Annotated in this window: 14 protein-coding genes; 11 read left to right on the top strand and 3 right to left on the bottom strand. The window is 63.3% G+C overall.

Annotation, left to right across the window (positions count from 1 at the left end; all coding sequences use genetic code 11):
* The first annotated feature begins 2 nt into the window (after positions 1 to 2).
* Genes EDC35_RS06630 through EDC35_RS06615 form a run of 4 tightly spaced genes read left to right on the top strand, consistent with a single transcriptional unit; the run spans position 3 to position 4,939 of the window.
* The gene (locus tag EDC35_RS06630; protein ID WP_165903366.1) at positions 3 to 1,136 is read left to right on the top strand and encodes a glycosyltransferase; all 1,134 of its coding nucleotides are present in this window, start codon (positions 3 to 5) and stop codon (positions 1,134 to 1,136) included.
* The gene (locus EDC35_RS06625; protein WP_132976461.1) at positions 1,133 to 2,167 is read left to right on the top strand and encodes a glycosyltransferase family 9 protein; all 1,035 of its coding nucleotides are present in this window, start codon (positions 1,133 to 1,135) and stop codon (positions 2,165 to 2,167) included. The genes EDC35_RS06630 and EDC35_RS06625 overlap by 4 nt, the downstream gene beginning before the upstream one ends.
* A complete protein-coding gene (locus EDC35_RS06620; RefSeq protein ID WP_132976460.1) occupies positions 2,164 to 3,249 on the top strand; it encodes a glycosyltransferase in 1,086 nt (361 codons plus the stop codon). Before EDC35_RS06625 ends, EDC35_RS06620 begins: the two co-directional genes overlap by 4 nt.
* A 55-nt stretch (positions 3,250 to 3,304) precedes the next feature.
* A complete protein-coding gene (locus tag EDC35_RS06615) occupies positions 3,305 to 4,939 on the top strand; it encodes a methyl-accepting chemotaxis protein (RefSeq protein WP_132976459.1) in 1,635 nt (544 codons plus the stop codon).
* A 112-nt stretch (positions 4,940 to 5,051) separates the two neighbouring features.
* On the opposite strand, the gene EDC35_RS06610 is transcribed toward EDC35_RS06615, so the two are convergent.
* The gene (locus tag EDC35_RS06610; protein WP_132976458.1) at positions 5,052 to 5,621 is read right to left on the bottom strand and encodes a Uma2 family endonuclease; all 570 of its coding nucleotides are present in this window, start codon (positions 5,619 to 5,621) and stop codon (positions 5,052 to 5,054) included.
* Between the two features lie 384 nt (positions 5,622 to 6,005).
* Here EDC35_RS06610 and EDC35_RS06605 point away from each other — a divergent pair, with 384 nt between their 5' ends.
* Both EDC35_RS06605 and EDC35_RS06600 read left to right on the top strand, forming a co-directional pair.
* Positions 6,006 to 7,148, top strand: a complete 1,143-nt coding sequence (locus EDC35_RS06605) for a phosphotransferase enzyme family protein (RefSeq protein WP_132976457.1) — start codon at positions 6,006 to 6,008, stop codon at positions 7,146 to 7,148.
* Positions 7,149 to 7,247: 99 nt separating this feature from the next.
* Entirely contained in the window at positions 7,248 to 7,709 is a 462-nt protein-coding gene (locus EDC35_RS06600; protein WP_132976456.1) for a division/cell wall cluster transcriptional repressor MraZ, read from the top strand.
* Here EDC35_RS06600 and EDC35_RS06595 read toward each other — a convergent pair.
* Both EDC35_RS06595 and EDC35_RS06590 read right to left on the bottom strand, forming a co-directional pair.
* On the bottom strand, positions 7,655 to 8,203 hold the full coding sequence (locus EDC35_RS06595) for a bacteriohemerythrin (protein ID WP_132976455.1): 549 nt from the start codon (positions 8,201 to 8,203) through the stop codon (positions 7,655 to 7,657). The two genes, EDC35_RS06600 and EDC35_RS06595, sit on opposite strands and share 55 nt — an antisense overlap.
* A 179-nt stretch (positions 8,204 to 8,382) precedes the next feature.
* A complete protein-coding gene (locus EDC35_RS06590) occupies positions 8,383 to 8,685 on the bottom strand; it encodes a hypothetical protein (RefSeq protein ID WP_132976454.1) in 303 nt (100 codons plus the stop codon).
* A 134-nt stretch (positions 8,686 to 8,819) separates the two neighbouring features.
* Here EDC35_RS06590 and EDC35_RS06585 point away from each other — a divergent pair, with 134 nt between their 5' ends.
* From EDC35_RS06585 to dtd, 5 genes are all read left to right on the top strand, one after another.
* The gene (locus EDC35_RS06585) at positions 8,820 to 9,875 is read left to right on the top strand and encodes a 3-deoxy-7-phosphoheptulonate synthase (protein ID WP_132976453.1); all 1,056 of its coding nucleotides are present in this window, start codon (positions 8,820 to 8,822) and stop codon (positions 9,873 to 9,875) included.
* A 55-nt stretch (positions 9,876 to 9,930) separates the two neighbouring features.
* Positions 9,931 to 10,425: a DUF4124 domain-containing protein gene (locus tag EDC35_RS06580; protein ID WP_132976452.1), complete on the top strand. Its 495-nt coding sequence runs from the start codon at positions 9,931 to 9,933 to the stop codon at positions 10,423 to 10,425.
* A 600-nt stretch (positions 10,426 to 11,025) separates the two neighbouring features.
* Positions 11,026 to 12,837, top strand: coding sequence for a translational GTPase TypA (gene typA / locus EDC35_RS06575; RefSeq protein ID WP_132976451.1), 1,812 nt, complete (start codon positions 11,026 to 11,028; stop codon positions 12,835 to 12,837).
* A gap of 50 nt (positions 12,838 to 12,887) precedes the next feature.
* Entirely contained in the window at positions 12,888 to 13,850 is a 963-nt protein-coding gene (gene pip / locus EDC35_RS06570) for a prolyl aminopeptidase (protein WP_132976450.1), read from the top strand.
* A complete protein-coding gene (gene dtd, locus EDC35_RS06565) occupies positions 13,847 to 14,284 on the top strand; it encodes a D-aminoacyl-tRNA deacylase (protein WP_132976449.1) in 438 nt (145 codons plus the stop codon). Before pip ends, dtd begins: the two co-directional genes overlap by 4 nt.
* Positions 14,285 to 14,306: the final 22 nt, after the last annotated feature.

Genomic DNA, 14,306 nt, shown 5'->3' with positions numbered 1-14,306 from the left:
GCATGCACCGCATCGCCCTGATGGCAAGCGATTTCGAGGACGGCGGGGTCGAGCGCAATTTCACCCATCTGGCGCGCGGGTTCGCCCGACTCGGAGTCGAGACCTGGCTGCTGGTCGGCAACCCGGATCATGCCTATCTGCGCGACCTGGATCCGGCGATTCGGGTGCTGCCGGTGCGGGGATCGCGCGCGGATTGTCTGCGTGAATTCATGGCGCGCGAGCGCCCGGAGGCGTTGATCACCGGCAAGCTCAGGGACGATCTGGCAGCGGTCGAGGCGCGCGATGACCTGCCTGCGGAAAACCGGGTCCGGCTGGTCGCAGCGGTCGGCACGCTCATGTCCGGGCGCTTTGCCGCGCATCGCTGGAATCCGTTCAAGACCCTGCGCGAGACGCGGCGCATCCGCGCCTGCTATCGGCGACTGGATGGCGTCACCGCCGTGTCCCAGGCCGTAGCGGAGGATCTGCAACAGGTTTTCGGGATTCGGGAGGTGCCCGTCGCCGTGCTCGCCAATCCCATTATTCCCGACGATCTGGAGGATCTGGCTGCCCTGCCCTGTCATCAGCCCTGGCTGGCCGAATCCAGCGCAGACCGATCCGGCCCGTTGATCGTCGCCCTGGGCGGTCTGCGTCAGGTCAAGGATTTCGCGACCCTGCTGCGCGCCTTCGCCCGGCTTCAGCGGCCTGACGCACGGCTCGTCATCATCGGCGAGGGCAAGGAGCGCGCGGCGCTGGCCGCACTCGCCCGGCGGCTTGGCATCCAGGATCGCGTGGATCTCCCCGGCTTCGTCGCCAATCCCTTTCCCTGGCTCGCGCGCGCCGATCTGCTGGCGCTTTCCTCACGACGCGAGGGTCTGCCCAATGCACTGGTGGAGGCGCTGGCGCTCGGCATTCCAGTGGTGGCGACCGACTGCACCGGCGGCGTGCGTGAGCTGCTGCAAGACGGACAACTCGGCCCGCTGGTCCCGGTCGGCGATCCCGCCGCACTGGCTGACGCCATGACACTGACACTCGACCGGCTGGCAGCCGACGACCTGAACCGGGATCGCCTGCGTCAGGCCGCCGAGCCGTATCGACTGATTCCCGCCGCGCGCGCTTATCTGAATTTCTTCCGCTCGCTCGCCGGGACACCGGCATGAGATCCATCCTCGTCGTTCGTCTCAGCGCCATCGGCGACATCGTCTTCGCCTCGCCGCTCATCACCGCCCTGCGCGGCGCCTGGCCGGAGGCCCGGATCGTCTGGCTGGTTCAGCCCGAGTGCCGCGCCCTGCTGGATCGGCATCCCGATCTGGACGAGGTCATCGTCTGCAACCTTGGGCAGTGGCGGCGTCTCTGGCGCGAGCGTCGCATCGTTGAACTCCTGGCCGAGATCCGCACGCTGCGAACAGCACTGCGCGCCCGGCATTTCGATCTGGCGCTCGACCTTCAGGGACTGCTGAAAAGCGGCGTCCTCACCTGGCTCTCCGGCGCGCGCGAACGGATCGGGCTGGGCTCGCGGGAGGGCAGCCAATGGCTGATGACCCGCGTCCTCCCGCGCGGCGGCGAGGTCAAACGGATCGGCTCCGAATATCGTTATCTGGCCGAACAGATCGGTCTGCCTCTCGGTGATTTCGCGATGACGGTCGGTTATGGCGAGTCTGAATCGGCCTTCGTCGCCGAGGTCATGGCGCGCGAGGGGTTGACCGGGGGTTATGCCGTGCTCTGCCCCTTCACCACCCGTCCGCAGAAACACTGGTTCGAGGACCGCTGGGCCGGGCTGGCATCGCGTATCCATCGCGAGCTTGGACTGATTCCGGTGCTGCTCGGCGGGCCGGCAGACCGTGAGGCCGCCGCCCGGATCGCGGCTGCCGGCGACGGACGGCTGGTCAATCTAGCGGGTCAAACCAGTCTCACCGAAGCGGCGGCGCTGATCGACCGCGCCGCGCTGCTGGTCGCGGTGGACACCGGGCTCGGACACATGGGCATCGCACTCAACACCCCGAGCCTGCTGCTGTTCGGCTCCACCTGTCCATATCTCGACACCACCCACGCCAATGCACGGGTGCTCTATCATCCCCTGCCCTGCTCGCCCTGCAAGCGCCGCCCGACCTGTGGCGGTGTCTTCGACTGCATGCGCCGGATCGGGATCGACGAGATTCTCGCCACTGCACGCGAGGTCATGGCGGTATGAAGATCCTGCATGTCGAAGGCGGGCGTCATCTCTATGGCGGCGCCTTTCAGGTGCTCCATCTGCTGCGCGGGCTGGCGGCAAGGGGTCATGAGAACCTGCTCGCCTGTCCGCGTGGCTGCGCCCTGGCCGAGGCCGCCGCACCGGTCGCCGGGGTGCATGGTCTGCCGATGCATGGCGATGCGGATCTGCTCATGGTTCTGCGTCTGCGCCGGCTGATCCGCGCCAGTCGTCCGGATCTGGTCCATCTGCACAGCCGCATCGGCGCCGATGTCATGGGCGGGATTGCGGCGCGGCTGACCGGCGTACCTGTGATTCATACGCGCCGCGTCGATAACCCCGAACCGCGCTGGCTGGTCGCGCTCAAATATCGGCTGCATGATCGGGTGATCGCCATCTCGGAAGGGATTGGCCGGGTGCTGCTCGCCGAGGGTCTGCCCGCCGAGAAGCTGCGCATCGTGCGCAGCGCGGTCGATTACGCCGCTTACGCCCGACCCTGCGCGCGTGCGGCCATCGCGGCCCGGCTCGATGTGCCCGCCGATGCGCTCCTGATCGGCGTCGTCGCCCAGTTGATTCCACGCAAGGGACACGCCTTCCTGCTCGACGCCCTGCCCCCGCTGCTCGCCGCCTATCCAAACCTGCGGGTCATCTTCTTCGGTCAGGGGCCGCTGGCCGACACATTGAACCAGCGTATCGCCGCGACCGGCCTGAGCGGGCGGGTCCAACTGGCCGGCTTTCGCGAGGATCTGGCCGAGATCCTGCCCTGTCTCGATCTGCTGGTGCATCCGGCGCTGATGGAAGGGCTCGGCGTCTCGCTGCTCCAGGCCGCCAGCGCCAGCGTGCCCATCGTCGCCAGCCGCGTCGGCGGTATCCCCGAGGCGGTGCGCGACGGCGAGAACGGACTGCTGGTTCCACCCGGCGATGTCACCGCGCTGCGCGAGTCAGTCGGCGTACTGCTGGCCGACCCGGAACGCCGCCGTGCATTGGGCGCGGGCGGGCAGGCGCTCATGGCGCGGGAGTTTTCCATCGACGCCATGGTGGAAGGGAATCTTGGGATTTATCGGGAATTTGGACGTTCCCCCTGAAACTTGCGATCACTTTCATCAACCCGTGTCATTTATCGAGCAGGACTAACGCCCCATGCATCGCCCCGGATTCACTTTCGCCAATGTCAGGATTGCGACCAAAATTTGGATCGGCATCGGCATCATCCTCTGTTGCAGCGCCCTGGCCGTCGGGGCCATGTGGTTGAGCATGCAGCACATACAGACCCGGTTCACCAGCTTCATCGAGCACGAACAGAAGCTCGCGGAAGGTTATTCGGGCATGTATGCGCAGGGCTTGCAGATGGGACAGGCACTCCGCAACATCATCCTCGACCCCACGAATCAAAAGGCTTACGACAATCTGGAACAGGCAAGGAACGAATTCAAACTGTTGCAGGAGCAGGCACGAAGCGTTCTCAGCACCACAGATCCGAAACATGCGGGGCTGGAGCAGATCGCGCAGTCGTTCGCGCAGCAAACCGCACTGCATCAACGCATCCTGGCGGCGATGAAGGAAGGCGACCGCGCTTCAGCGCAACAGATACTCAACACGGAAGAAACCCCGCTCTGGCGTTCCATCAAGCAAACACTGCTCGATAGCGGCAAGGAATTCAAAGCCCAGGCCGAAGCCAGCAGCCATGAGGTAGCCGAGATCGTCTCGCGGACGGAACTGACGGCGCTCAGCGGCGGATTGATCGGTATCGCCTTGATCATGCTGCTGGCAGGTCTGCTGATTCGCGCCATCGTGCAACCACTGAAGGCGGCGATCAAAGTCGCGGAGCACATTGCCAGCGGTCATCTGGACGAAGACATCGTGGCGCGGGGTGAAGACGAAACCGGTCAGTTGATGCGCTCGCTGGAAGAGATGCAAAAGGCCTTGCGCCGCTTTGTCGAGGATGTCGCGCGCACCTCCGATCAGGTGAACGAGGCGGCGGCTGATCTGTCGCGCGTGGCGGCCGAGACCGTGCGGGGCTCACTGGACCAGCTCAACCGCACCGATCAGGTCGCCACCGCCATGACCGAAATGAGCGCGACTGTCGCCGAGGTCGCCGGCAACGCCGCAGAGGCCGCCGACGCCGCTCAATCGGCCGATCGCGAAGCGGAACAGGGGCGGGAGGTGGTGCGTATCGCCATGGATGCGATCCGGGTTCTGGCCAGTGAGGTGGAACAGGGCGGAGCCGAGATGCAGGAGCTGGCGGAACAGAGTCTGCGTATCGGCGGAGTGGTGGATGTGATCCGCAGCATCGCCGAGCAGACCAACCTGCTCGCACTCAACGCCGCCATCGAGGCCGCCCGCGCTGGCGAGCAGGGGCGCGGCTTTGCCGTCGTCGCCGCCGAGGTTCGCAATCTGGCCTCGCGCACCCAGACCTCCACGGATGAAATCCAGTCGATGATCCAGCGCCTGCAGACGGGTTCGCAACAAGCCGAAGCGCGCGTGGCCGCCGGTCATGACAAGGCGCAGGTCAGCGTGTCACAGGCCGGAGAGGTGGCATCCTCGCTGGATGGCATTGCCCGCGCAGTGGAGCACATTCACGACATGAATGAGCAGATCGCCAGCGCCGCCAAACAACAGAGCGCGGTGGCAACGGATGTGGACCACAACATACAGATGATCACCCGCATCGCCGACGCCACCAGCCAGCAGGCACAGCGCACGGCGGTCGCTGCCGAACAGTTGAGCGGGCTCTCCAGCCAGCTTCGGAATGTGGTGCAACGCTATCGGGTCTGAGCGCCACAACGATGGCAGGCTCCTGCATATGGCGGACTGGCGCCGGGTCTCATGTGAATCTGTCTGCCCGTCCGCGCGGCGGCGCGCGGGCCGAGACCTCTGCGCCGGTCGGCTACCTGATTTCCACCCGCTCATACAGATCGCGCAACAAAAGAACAGAACGAATCGAGATCAAATCAATCTGTTCATTCAGCTCGCGATAGTCTGTCAGCAGCCAGCGATTTCCCGGCTGACGGCTGTAATGCTCGACCCGGCATTCATCCTGCGCTACCAGCAGATAATCCATCAATGATGGCAGATTGCGATAATGCAGAAACTTGGCGCCGCGATCATAATTCGCCGTGGATTCGGAGAGCACCTCGGCGATTAAAACCGGATTGAGCAGGGTATCGACGTGCGCATCCTCGAATTCCGGTTTGCTGCATGCGACTACCACATCCGGGTAGGCATACATTCCCGTCTCACTGACTTTGACCCGCATATCATTGCTGTAAACCTCGCAGGGTTTGCCGCGCAGTTGCCCATGCAGACTTGCAACGAAATTGATGCAAATCAGATTGTGCTTCCGGCTCGCCCCGGTCATGGCGTGGATCTCGCCATTGACATATTCGTGACGGGTTTCCTGCTGACGCTCCCAGTCGAGATAGTCCTGCGGCGTCAGACGTGATTGCACGTTCAGCATGGCACAATACTCCGGAAAAACAGACAGGATGGACAGGATTGTTTAAGAGATCGGTGGCGCGCTGAGACTACGAGCGTGATGAGGACAGAAGGTACGCGCATTCCATCAGGGCGCGCGGATCGGTGACGACACCATACGATGATGCCGGATATATGGCTGCAACGGCTCCTTCTGCTCAACAGCGATTTTCCTCTTGTATCGCAGGGAACCAAAAGAAGCCCGCTGCTCTGGCATCTCGATGCGCTTGAAATACGATGCATCATCCTGCACGACGCTCTCCGACCGCAATGCAGACTGAAACTTGTGTTCTGAGCAGACTGCATTCATGCTCTGGCCCCTGTACCAGCAGATCCCGCCAGCCGTCTTGCATGAGCCTCCTGCCATATGACCCAACGGCTTAGACAAAGCGATGACGCCCCGTCCCTCCGAGCCATCGCCGCGCGCTTCGCCATCGATTCGCCGCCGGGCGCGATTGAGCCATTGGGCCGGGGTCTCATCAACGACACCTTCAGCCTGCAAGCAGGTGGACGGCGCTATGTGCTCCAGCGCATCAACGGCGCGGTCTTTCCCGATCCCGAGCGGATCATGTCCAATCTGCGGGTGCTTGGCGAACATCTGGCCGGTCAGATGAGTGCCGGGCTGCGTCTGCCGACACTGATCGCGACCCGTGACGGGGCACCCTCGCTACGTGATGCGAATGGCGGTTGCTGGCGATTGATGGAATTCATCCCGGATGCCGTGACCCTGGAGCGGATCGCGGATGACGGTCAGGCGCGCGAGGTCGGTGCGGTGCTCGGGCGCTTCCATCGGCTGACCGAATCGCTGCCCTGTGAACGGCTGGGACTCTCTCTGCCCGATTTTCACGCAACCCCGGTCTATCTGGAGCGTCTGCTGACGCTGGCGGAACAGACCGGGATGACGCTTGAGGATCCTGCTGTCCGCACGGCTCTGGACTTCGTTTCGACCCGGCACGCGCTGGCAAGCGTGCTGGATGAGGCGCAGCGGGATGGACGACTGCGGCTGCGCGTCACCCACGGCGATCCCAAGCTCGACAATATCCTGTTCGACGACGACGGTCGGGCCGTTGCTTTGATCGATCTGGATACGGTCCAGCCCGGATTGATCCAGCATGATCTGGCCGACTGTCTGCGCTCCTGCTGTAATCAATGCGGTGAAAGCGCGGACGGCGATGCGGCGGTGCGTTTCGATCCTGCGCTCTGCGCTGCCATCCTGGATGGCTATGCGCAGGAGATGCGGGATTTGCTGACGGCGGCGGACATCGATCTGCTGTATGACGCGATCCGTCTGCTGCCGTTCGAGCTGGGGCTGCGTTTTCTGACCGATCATCTGGAGGGCGACCGCTATTTCCGGGTCAGCGAGCGGGGACAGAATCTGCGCAAGGCGGGGATCCAGTTTGCGCTGGTGGCAGACATCGAGCGGCAGGAGGCGACGATCCGGACGCTGATTGCTGCCAGATTCGGTCATAATGAACCGCAAAGGCGCAAAGGCGCAAAGGACGCAGAGTAAAACAGGATTTTGCCGTGCGATGAAAACGCGCCTTCGGGCTGAACCCATGACATTCTTTGCCTTCTTCGCGTCCTTTGCGGTTCAAATGGATTGCTCACGATGACCCATCTGCTCGGCGAATTCGACTGCAAGCTGGATGTCAAGGGGCGTCTGATTGTGCCTGCCCCGCTGCTGCGGCAGCTTCCGCCGAACGAGGCCGGGCATTTTGTCGTCAATCGCGGCTTCGAGCGCAATCTGAGTCTTTACCCCTTTGCCGCCTGGGAGCGTATCAGCGAGCGGGTCAACCGGCTCAATCAGTTCGTCGAGAAGAACCGTCAGTTCGCCCGCTATTTCTATCGCGGCGCCACTGAGCTGCGTCTGGACGCCAGCAACCGCCTGCTTCTGCCGCGCCGACTGCTCGATTATGCCGGGATCCGGAGCCAGGTCGTGCTGCTCTGTTTTCCGGCCTTCATTGAGATCTGGGCTGAAGAAGCCTACGGGAACCTGTTCGATATCGAGCCCGCCGATTACGCCCGTCTGGCCGAGGAGATCATGGGCGATGACGGCGTTGGCGCGGATTGAGTGGCGGCGGCTCCCGTGAACCGGAGTTGAGCCAGCGCCCGCTGACGGTCAGGCGGGATGTCGTCACGATTGCACATCTGGAAATAGGCGTCCGCAAAATCGTGATCGGCGCCCAGGATATGCGCCAGCAGCCAGTCGCAGACCATGGCCTGGATCGTTTCGTCAAAGACATGAACGCCTTCAGCGCGCCATTCGCGCAGCATGGCGGTGAACTCAGCCATCAGGATTGCGTGCTCAGACTGGTGCTCGCCGATGTCCGCATAACCGAATGCCTGCATGAAGGCTTCTTCACGCTGAAGATGCGCGCGCACCGCCTCGCCCAGATCGGTCAGCGCCTCGATCAGCGCCAGCGCGTTGCCGTCACGCACGCTGGACACCTCGGGGCTGAAGCGCTGGCAGATCCCGGCAAGATGAGCAATGAGCGCGCGGTGATCCTGATCCAGGGCTTCGATGTTGAGTGACCAGTCTGCGCGCCATGTCAAAAGTTTCAGCATGATGTCCTCCGTCTCACGGACCTCTGAGTGTCCGATCATTGGCAGAAAGCGCCAGCGGTTTGCGGTTGCGATCCGCGTCCGCCGGTCACCGGTATAGTCTGAGAAGACTAGACCATTTTCTGAGACAGTATCGGGCGATAAAGCATTCCGTCCGACTATCGGCAGCCGGAGACGACGCATCAATCGCTGTCGTCGAGTTCCGGATTCCAGCCGGCAGCGCGTGCCTGAGCCACTGCCGCCGCATAGATGCGTGCGTGACGTTCGCGCAGGTCGGGCGGCAGACGGGAGGCCAGATGACCATAAGGCTGCCAGGCATCGCTGACCTTGTCATAAAGCGCATCGATGCCCTGGATGGTCCAGCCCTCGCAGGTCTCGGTTTCGGGAATGATGCCGAACACCCAGGCATCGCGGATGATGTTGGCGGTCGGCGTCATGCCGCCCTGCTCCTGGTTGTGGATACCTTCGTAGATTTTCGCTTTCATGGTCTGTACTCATATCAGGGGTTGCGCGGATAGATCTCGCCGCCGCATCAGCGAGACTGACCCGTTCCGCGTGAATCGGCAAGCCGCCATGTTCGTTTATACTTGGATGCTTTGCGAACTGCTGCGACCCACTCATGCACCGAACCGACGATCTGCGCATCCGCGACATCACCCAAGTCCGCTCGCCGAAGGCATTGCACCAGGAATATCCGCTGTCCGAGCAGGCGGCGGAGACCGTTTACAACACCCGTCACGAGATCCAGCAGATCCTCCACGGCGGCGATGACCGCCTGCTGGTCGTGGTCGGCCCCTGCTCGGTTCACGATCCGCTGGCGGCGCTGGAATATGCCCAACGTCTCAAGCCGCTGCGCGAGGAACTGAGCGAGCATCTGCTGGTCGTGATGCGGGTCTATTTCGAGAAACCACGCACTACGGTTGGCTGGAAGGGGCTCATCAACGACCCGAACCTGGACGGCAGCTTCGAGATCAACAAGGGGCTGGGCATCGCCCGCAAGCTGCTGCTTGATCTCAACGAACTGGGCATCCCGGCGGGCACCGAGTTCCTGGATCTCATCAGCCCGCAGTACATCGCGGATCAGGTGAGCTGGGGCGCCATCGGTGCGCGCACCACCGAGAGCCAGGGACACCGCGAACTGGCCTCGGGTCTGTCCTGTCCCATCGGCTTCAAGAACGCCACCAACGGCGATGTCCGGGTCGCCATCGACGCCATGCATGCCGCCGCGCGTCCGCATGTCTTCATGTCCGTGACCAAGGACGGCCAGTCGGCGATCTTCAGCACCACCGGCAACGCCGACACCCACATCATCCTGCGTGGCGGACAGCGACCGAACTATGACACCGAGAGCGTCAGCATCGCCGCCGAGCAGATCGCCGCCGCCGGCCTCAGCCCCCGGATCATGATCGATTTCAGCCATGCCAACAGCGGCAAGCGTCCCGAAAAACAGATCCGCATCTGTCAGGATGTCGCCGGCCAGATCGCGCGCGGCGACCGCCGCATCATGGGTGTCATGATCGAGAGTCATCTGGTCGCCGGCAGCCAGAATCCGGCCGCCTGCGACGATCTCATCTTCGGCCAGAGCATCACTGACGCCTGCGTCGGCTGGGACGATACCGGGCCCATGCTGCGCGAGCTGGCCGAGGCCAGTGCACGACGACGCGACTGCTGCTGACCGCCGAGTTCGTTCGTACCCGGGTTGAGTCGATAACTGAACACGGAGTGACCTTATGCGACCCGCACGCCCCGCCTTCTCGAATCGTCTCGCGTTTGGCCTGACCGCCTTGTTTGTGGCCACTCAGACCCAGGCCGAACTCTACAAATGCCGTCTGCCCGACGGACGGGTCAGTTATCAGCAGACCGCCTGCGCCGATCTTGCCGAGGGTCAGACGCTCAGTGTGGATACGCGCGGCCCGGATGGCAGTGCATCCGGGCCAACAGGCCAGGATTATTCAGTCGAGAGCCAGTTCAGACAGATGCAGGCCGAACGTCAGACCGCCGAGATGGAGCGTGAGCGGGCACGCTGGCAGGCCGCCGCCGAAGCGCAGCACCAGCAGCGGGCGGCGAGGGACGAGCGTGATCCGGCCAGATGCGCGAAACAGCGCGCCGAGATCGCCAGATGGAAACAGAGGTTGCTGCACGGCTATCGCACGCGCAGCGAGAAAGACATCAATGAGAGCAAGCTCGCCCACCATCAGGCGCTGGCAGAGCGGTATTGCGATTGAGTGATCACTGATCAGAATTGAGCTTGAAACCGAAAAACGATGCAACACAATCGGCTGGCGGCTGGCGGCTGCCACACCGCCGTGGACGCTTCCGCCGGACGCGACTCCTGTTTGTTCACATGCGTCAAGGGCTTAAGTCAAGCCGGGATCGGGATGCCGTCAACGGCTCATGCGCATTCTGGATAAAAACATTATCTTTTTGATTTTTAAGATTATTGTCTGGCCGATCAAAATCCATCCAATCTGTTTCGAGCCCAATAACCGCCTGCATCGAGGCCGCTTGATCCGACACTTATGCACAAACTTATCCACAGGCGCTGTGAGTATCTCAAAAAATCGTATCCGGTCTGAATGTTGCGATCAAATGACGATGCGGTATCGCAGAATTGGCGTCTAACTGCGCAACCCCGGCAACCTTCATTTTGACTGGGGCGTCAAGATAAAATTTGCCGATCCGGCTGATGCGACGCACCACACCCGCTCGGTATATACTGACGCCCCGGCCATGCTCGCCCCGCCCGACATCCAACCAGGGCGCGCGGCTCCACCCGCCGCTTCTTCCCATACCCTAATTCGCTATCGCCCCTGGAGCTTGACCCCGTGATCGAGACACTTCGCAATATCGCCATCATCGCCCACGTCGATCATGGCAAGACCACGCTGGTGGACAAGCTCTTGCAGCAGTCGGGCACCCTCGGCGACCGCTTCGGGCCGGTCGAGCGGGTCATGGACTCCAACGCGCTGGAGAAGGAGCGCGGCATCACCATCCTCTCCAAGAACACCGCGATCCGCTGGAACGACTATCGGATCAATATCGTCGACACCCCTGGTCACGCCGATTTCGGCGGCGAGGTCGAGCGGGTACTGTCGATGGTCGATTCGGTGCTGCTGCTGGTCGATGCGCAGGAAGGCCCGATGCCGCAGACCCGCTTTGTGACCAGCAAGGCGTTCGCGCATGGTCTGCGTCCGATTGTCGTCATCAACAAGATCGACCGCCCCGGCGCGCGTCCTGACTGGGTGATTGATCAGGTGTTCGATCTGTTCGACCGGCTCGGCGCGACCGACGAACAGCTCGACTTCCCCATCGTCTACGCCTCCGCCATCAACGGCTATGCCGGACTCGACAACACGATCAGCGAGGGCGACATGACCCCGCTCTTCGAGGCCATCGTCCAGCATTGCCCGGCGCCCGAGGTCGATCCGGATTCGCCCTTCCAGATGCAGGTCTCGACGCTCGACTACAACTCCTATGTCGGCGCCATCGCCGTGGGCCGCATCCGTCACGGCAGCGTGCGCCCCAATCAGCAGATCGTGGTCGCCAAGCCCGATGGCACGCGCCACAAGGCCAAGATCGGTCTGGTCTACGGCTATCTGGGTCTGGAACGTCACGAGGTGCCGCTCGCCACCGCTGGCGACATCGTGGCCCTGACCGGCGTCGAAGCCCCCGGCGTCTCGGACACCTTCTGCGATCCCGAACACGTTCACGCACTGCCCACGCTGACCGTCGATGAGCCGACCGTGACCATGACCTTCCAGGTCAACACCTCGCCCTTCGCCGGGAAGGACGGCAAATATCTGACCTCGCGTCAGCTCAAGGACCGGCTCGAACGCGAGCTGATCCACAACGTCGCCCTGCGTGTGGAAGAAGGCAACGATCCCGAGAAATTCCGCGTCTCCGGGCGTGGCGAGCTGCATCTCTCGATCCTGCTGGAGAACATGCGGCGCGAGGGTTTCGAGCTGGCGGTGTCGCGTCCCGAGGTCATCTTCCGCGAGATCGACGGCCAGATCTGCGAGCCTTACGAGCAGCTCACGGTCGATATGGACGAGACCTCGCAGGGCGCCATCATGCAGGCGCTCGGCGAGCGTCGCGGCGAGCTGAAGGACATGGTCCCGGACGGCAGGGGCCGGGTGCGGCTGGACTATGAAATCCCCTCGCGCGGACTGATCGGCTTCCAGACCGAATTCATGTCCCTGACCTCCGGCACCGGCCTGAAATATCACGTCTTCGACCGTTATCGCCCGGCCAACATGGGCGGCATCGCACCCCGTCGCAACGGCGCCCTCATCTCCAACGGCACCGGCAAGGCGCTGGGCTATGCGCTCTTCAATCTTCAGGAGCGCGGACGCATGATGGTCTCGCCCGGCGAGGAGGTCTACGAGGGCCAGGTGGTCGGCATCCATTCGCGCGACAACGACCTGACCGTCAATCCGCTCAAGGCCAAACAGCTCACCAACATCCGCGCTGCCGGCTCGGACGAGAACATCCTGCTCACCCCGCCGATCAAATTCACCCTGGAACAGGCGCTGGAGTTCATCGAGGAAGACGAGCTGGTTGAAATTACCCCCAAAGGGATCCGGGTGCGCAAGCGTTATCTCACCGAGAACGAGCGCAAGCGGGCGAGCCGGGGATAAATTGCCCGAAACAGACAGCCACGCACACCTGACTGACCAACGACGACCACATGGACACCCACCCACAGGATCTCTACCCGATCACCGAGCCCTTCGCGATCCATGAATTGGCTCTCGACCACGGGCACCGGCTCTATGTCGAGGAATGCGGACGCCGCGACGGTATCCCGGCGATCTTTCTGCATGGCGGCCCCGGTGCCGGCTGCGAGCCGGCCCATCGCGGTTTCTTCGACCCCGCGCGCTATCGTGCCGTGCTCTTCGATCAGCGCGGCTGCGGGCGTTCGACGCCGCACGCCTCGCTCAACGCCAATACCACCTGGGATCTGGTCGCCGACATCGAGCGGATCCGCGAGCGGCTCGGCATCGAACGCTGGCTGGTCTTCGGCGGCTCCTGGGGCTCGACCCTGGCGCTGGCCTATGCCGAGACCCATCCCGAACGGGTCAGCGCGCTCGTCGTGCGCGGCATCTTTCTCTGTCGGGACGCGGAGATCCGCTGGTTCTATCAGGAGGGTTCAAGCTGGGTCTTTCCGGACGCCTGGGAGGATTTTCTGGCGCCGATCCCAGTGGCCGAGCGCGGCGATCTGCTGACGGCCTATCACCAGCGGCTCACCAGCCCGGATGAGCGCACACGCATGACGGCGGCCCGAGCCTGGTCGATCTGGGAGGGACGGACCGCCACCCTGCTCGGTAATCCGAACATCGAGGCGCATTTTGCCGATCCGCATGTCGCCCTGAGCCTGGCGCGGATCGAGTGTCACTATTTCGTCAATCAGGCGTTTCTCGCCCCCGATCAACTGCTGCGCGACGCCCATCGTCTGGCCGACATCCCCGGGGTCATCGTCCAGGGACGCTACGACATCATCTGCCCCATGCGTTCGGCCTGGGATCTGCATCAGGTCTGGCCGGCAGCGGATTTTCAGGTGATCCCGGATGCCGGCCATTCGGCTTTTGAGCCAGGCATCCGTCGGGCGCTGGTCGCCGCCACCGACCGTTTCGCACGGGAGCTGGCTTGATCGGTCTGCTGCAACGGGTCACTCAGGCCCAGGTCAGGGTGGACGGCGAGATCGTCGGCGCCATCGAACGCGGACTGCTGGTGCTGATCGGCGTGCAGCGCGGCGATACCGAGGCCCGCGCCGCGCGTCTGCTGGAACGCCTGCTTGGTTATCGCGTCTTTCCCGACGCCGCCGACCGCATGAACCTGAGCCTGCACGACATCGGCGGCGGACTGCTGCTGGTGCCGCAGTTCACTCTCGCCGCCGACACCCGCAAAGGCACCCGTGCCAGCTTTACCTCCGCCGCACCACCAGACGAGGGCGCTCGGCTGTTCGACCATCTGGTCGGGCTGGCAGACGCCAGCCATCCGAGCGTCGCGACCGGACGTTTCGGCGCCGATATGCAGGTCAGCCTGATCAATGACGGACCCGTGACCTTCTGGCTGGAGACTTAAACCGCGCCCCTTGCGACATGCA

Source organism: Thiobaca trueperi, assembly GCF_004342175.1.
GTDB lineage: Bacteria > Pseudomonadota > Gammaproteobacteria > Chromatiales > Chromatiaceae > Thiobaca > Thiobaca trueperi.
This window is presented reverse-complemented; position numbering and strand designations above follow the sequence as displayed.

Bases quoted from the DNA above. Each gene is read 5' to 3' on its own strand.
- EDC35_RS06610 (WP_132976458.1), bottom strand. From the start codon at position 5,621: ATGCTGAACGTGCAATCACGTCTGACGCCGCAGGACTATCTCGACTGG.
- EDC35_RS06590 (WP_132976454.1), bottom strand. From the start codon at position 8,685: ATGAAAGCGAAAATCTACGAAGGTATCCACAACCAGGAGCAGGGCGGC.
- EDC35_RS06600 (WP_132976456.1), top strand. From the start codon at position 7,248: ATGACCCATCTGCTCGGCGAATTCGACTGCAAGCTGGATGTCAAGGGG.
- EDC35_RS06615 (WP_132976459.1), top strand. From the start codon at position 3,305: ATGCATCGCCCCGGATTCACTTTCGCCAATGTCAGGATTGCGACCAAA.
- EDC35_RS06620 (WP_132976460.1), top strand. From the start codon at position 2,164: ATGAAGATCCTGCATGTCGAAGGCGGGCGTCATCTCTATGGCGGCGCC.
- EDC35_RS06580 (WP_132976452.1), top strand. From the start codon at position 9,931: ATGCGACCCGCACGCCCCGCCTTCTCGAATCGTCTCGCGTTTGGCCTG.
- EDC35_RS06585 (WP_132976453.1), top strand. From the start codon at position 8,820: ATGCACCGAACCGACGATCTGCGCATCCGCGACATCACCCAAGTCCGC.
- EDC35_RS06625 (WP_132976461.1), top strand. From the start codon at position 1,133: ATGAGATCCATCCTCGTCGTTCGTCTCAGCGCCATCGGCGACATCGTC.
- pip (WP_132976450.1), top strand. From the start codon at position 12,888: ATGGACACCCACCCACAGGATCTCTACCCGATCACCGAGCCCTTCGCG.
- EDC35_RS06630 (WP_165903366.1), top strand. From the start codon at position 3: ATGCACCGCATCGCCCTGATGGCAAGCGATTTCGAGGACGGCGGGGTC.
- EDC35_RS06605 (WP_132976457.1), top strand. From the start codon at position 6,006: ATGACCCAACGGCTTAGACAAAGCGATGACGCCCCGTCCCTCCGAGCC.
- EDC35_RS06595 (WP_132976455.1), bottom strand. From the start codon at position 8,203: ATGCTGAAACTTTTGACATGGCGCGCAGACTGGTCACTCAACATCGAA.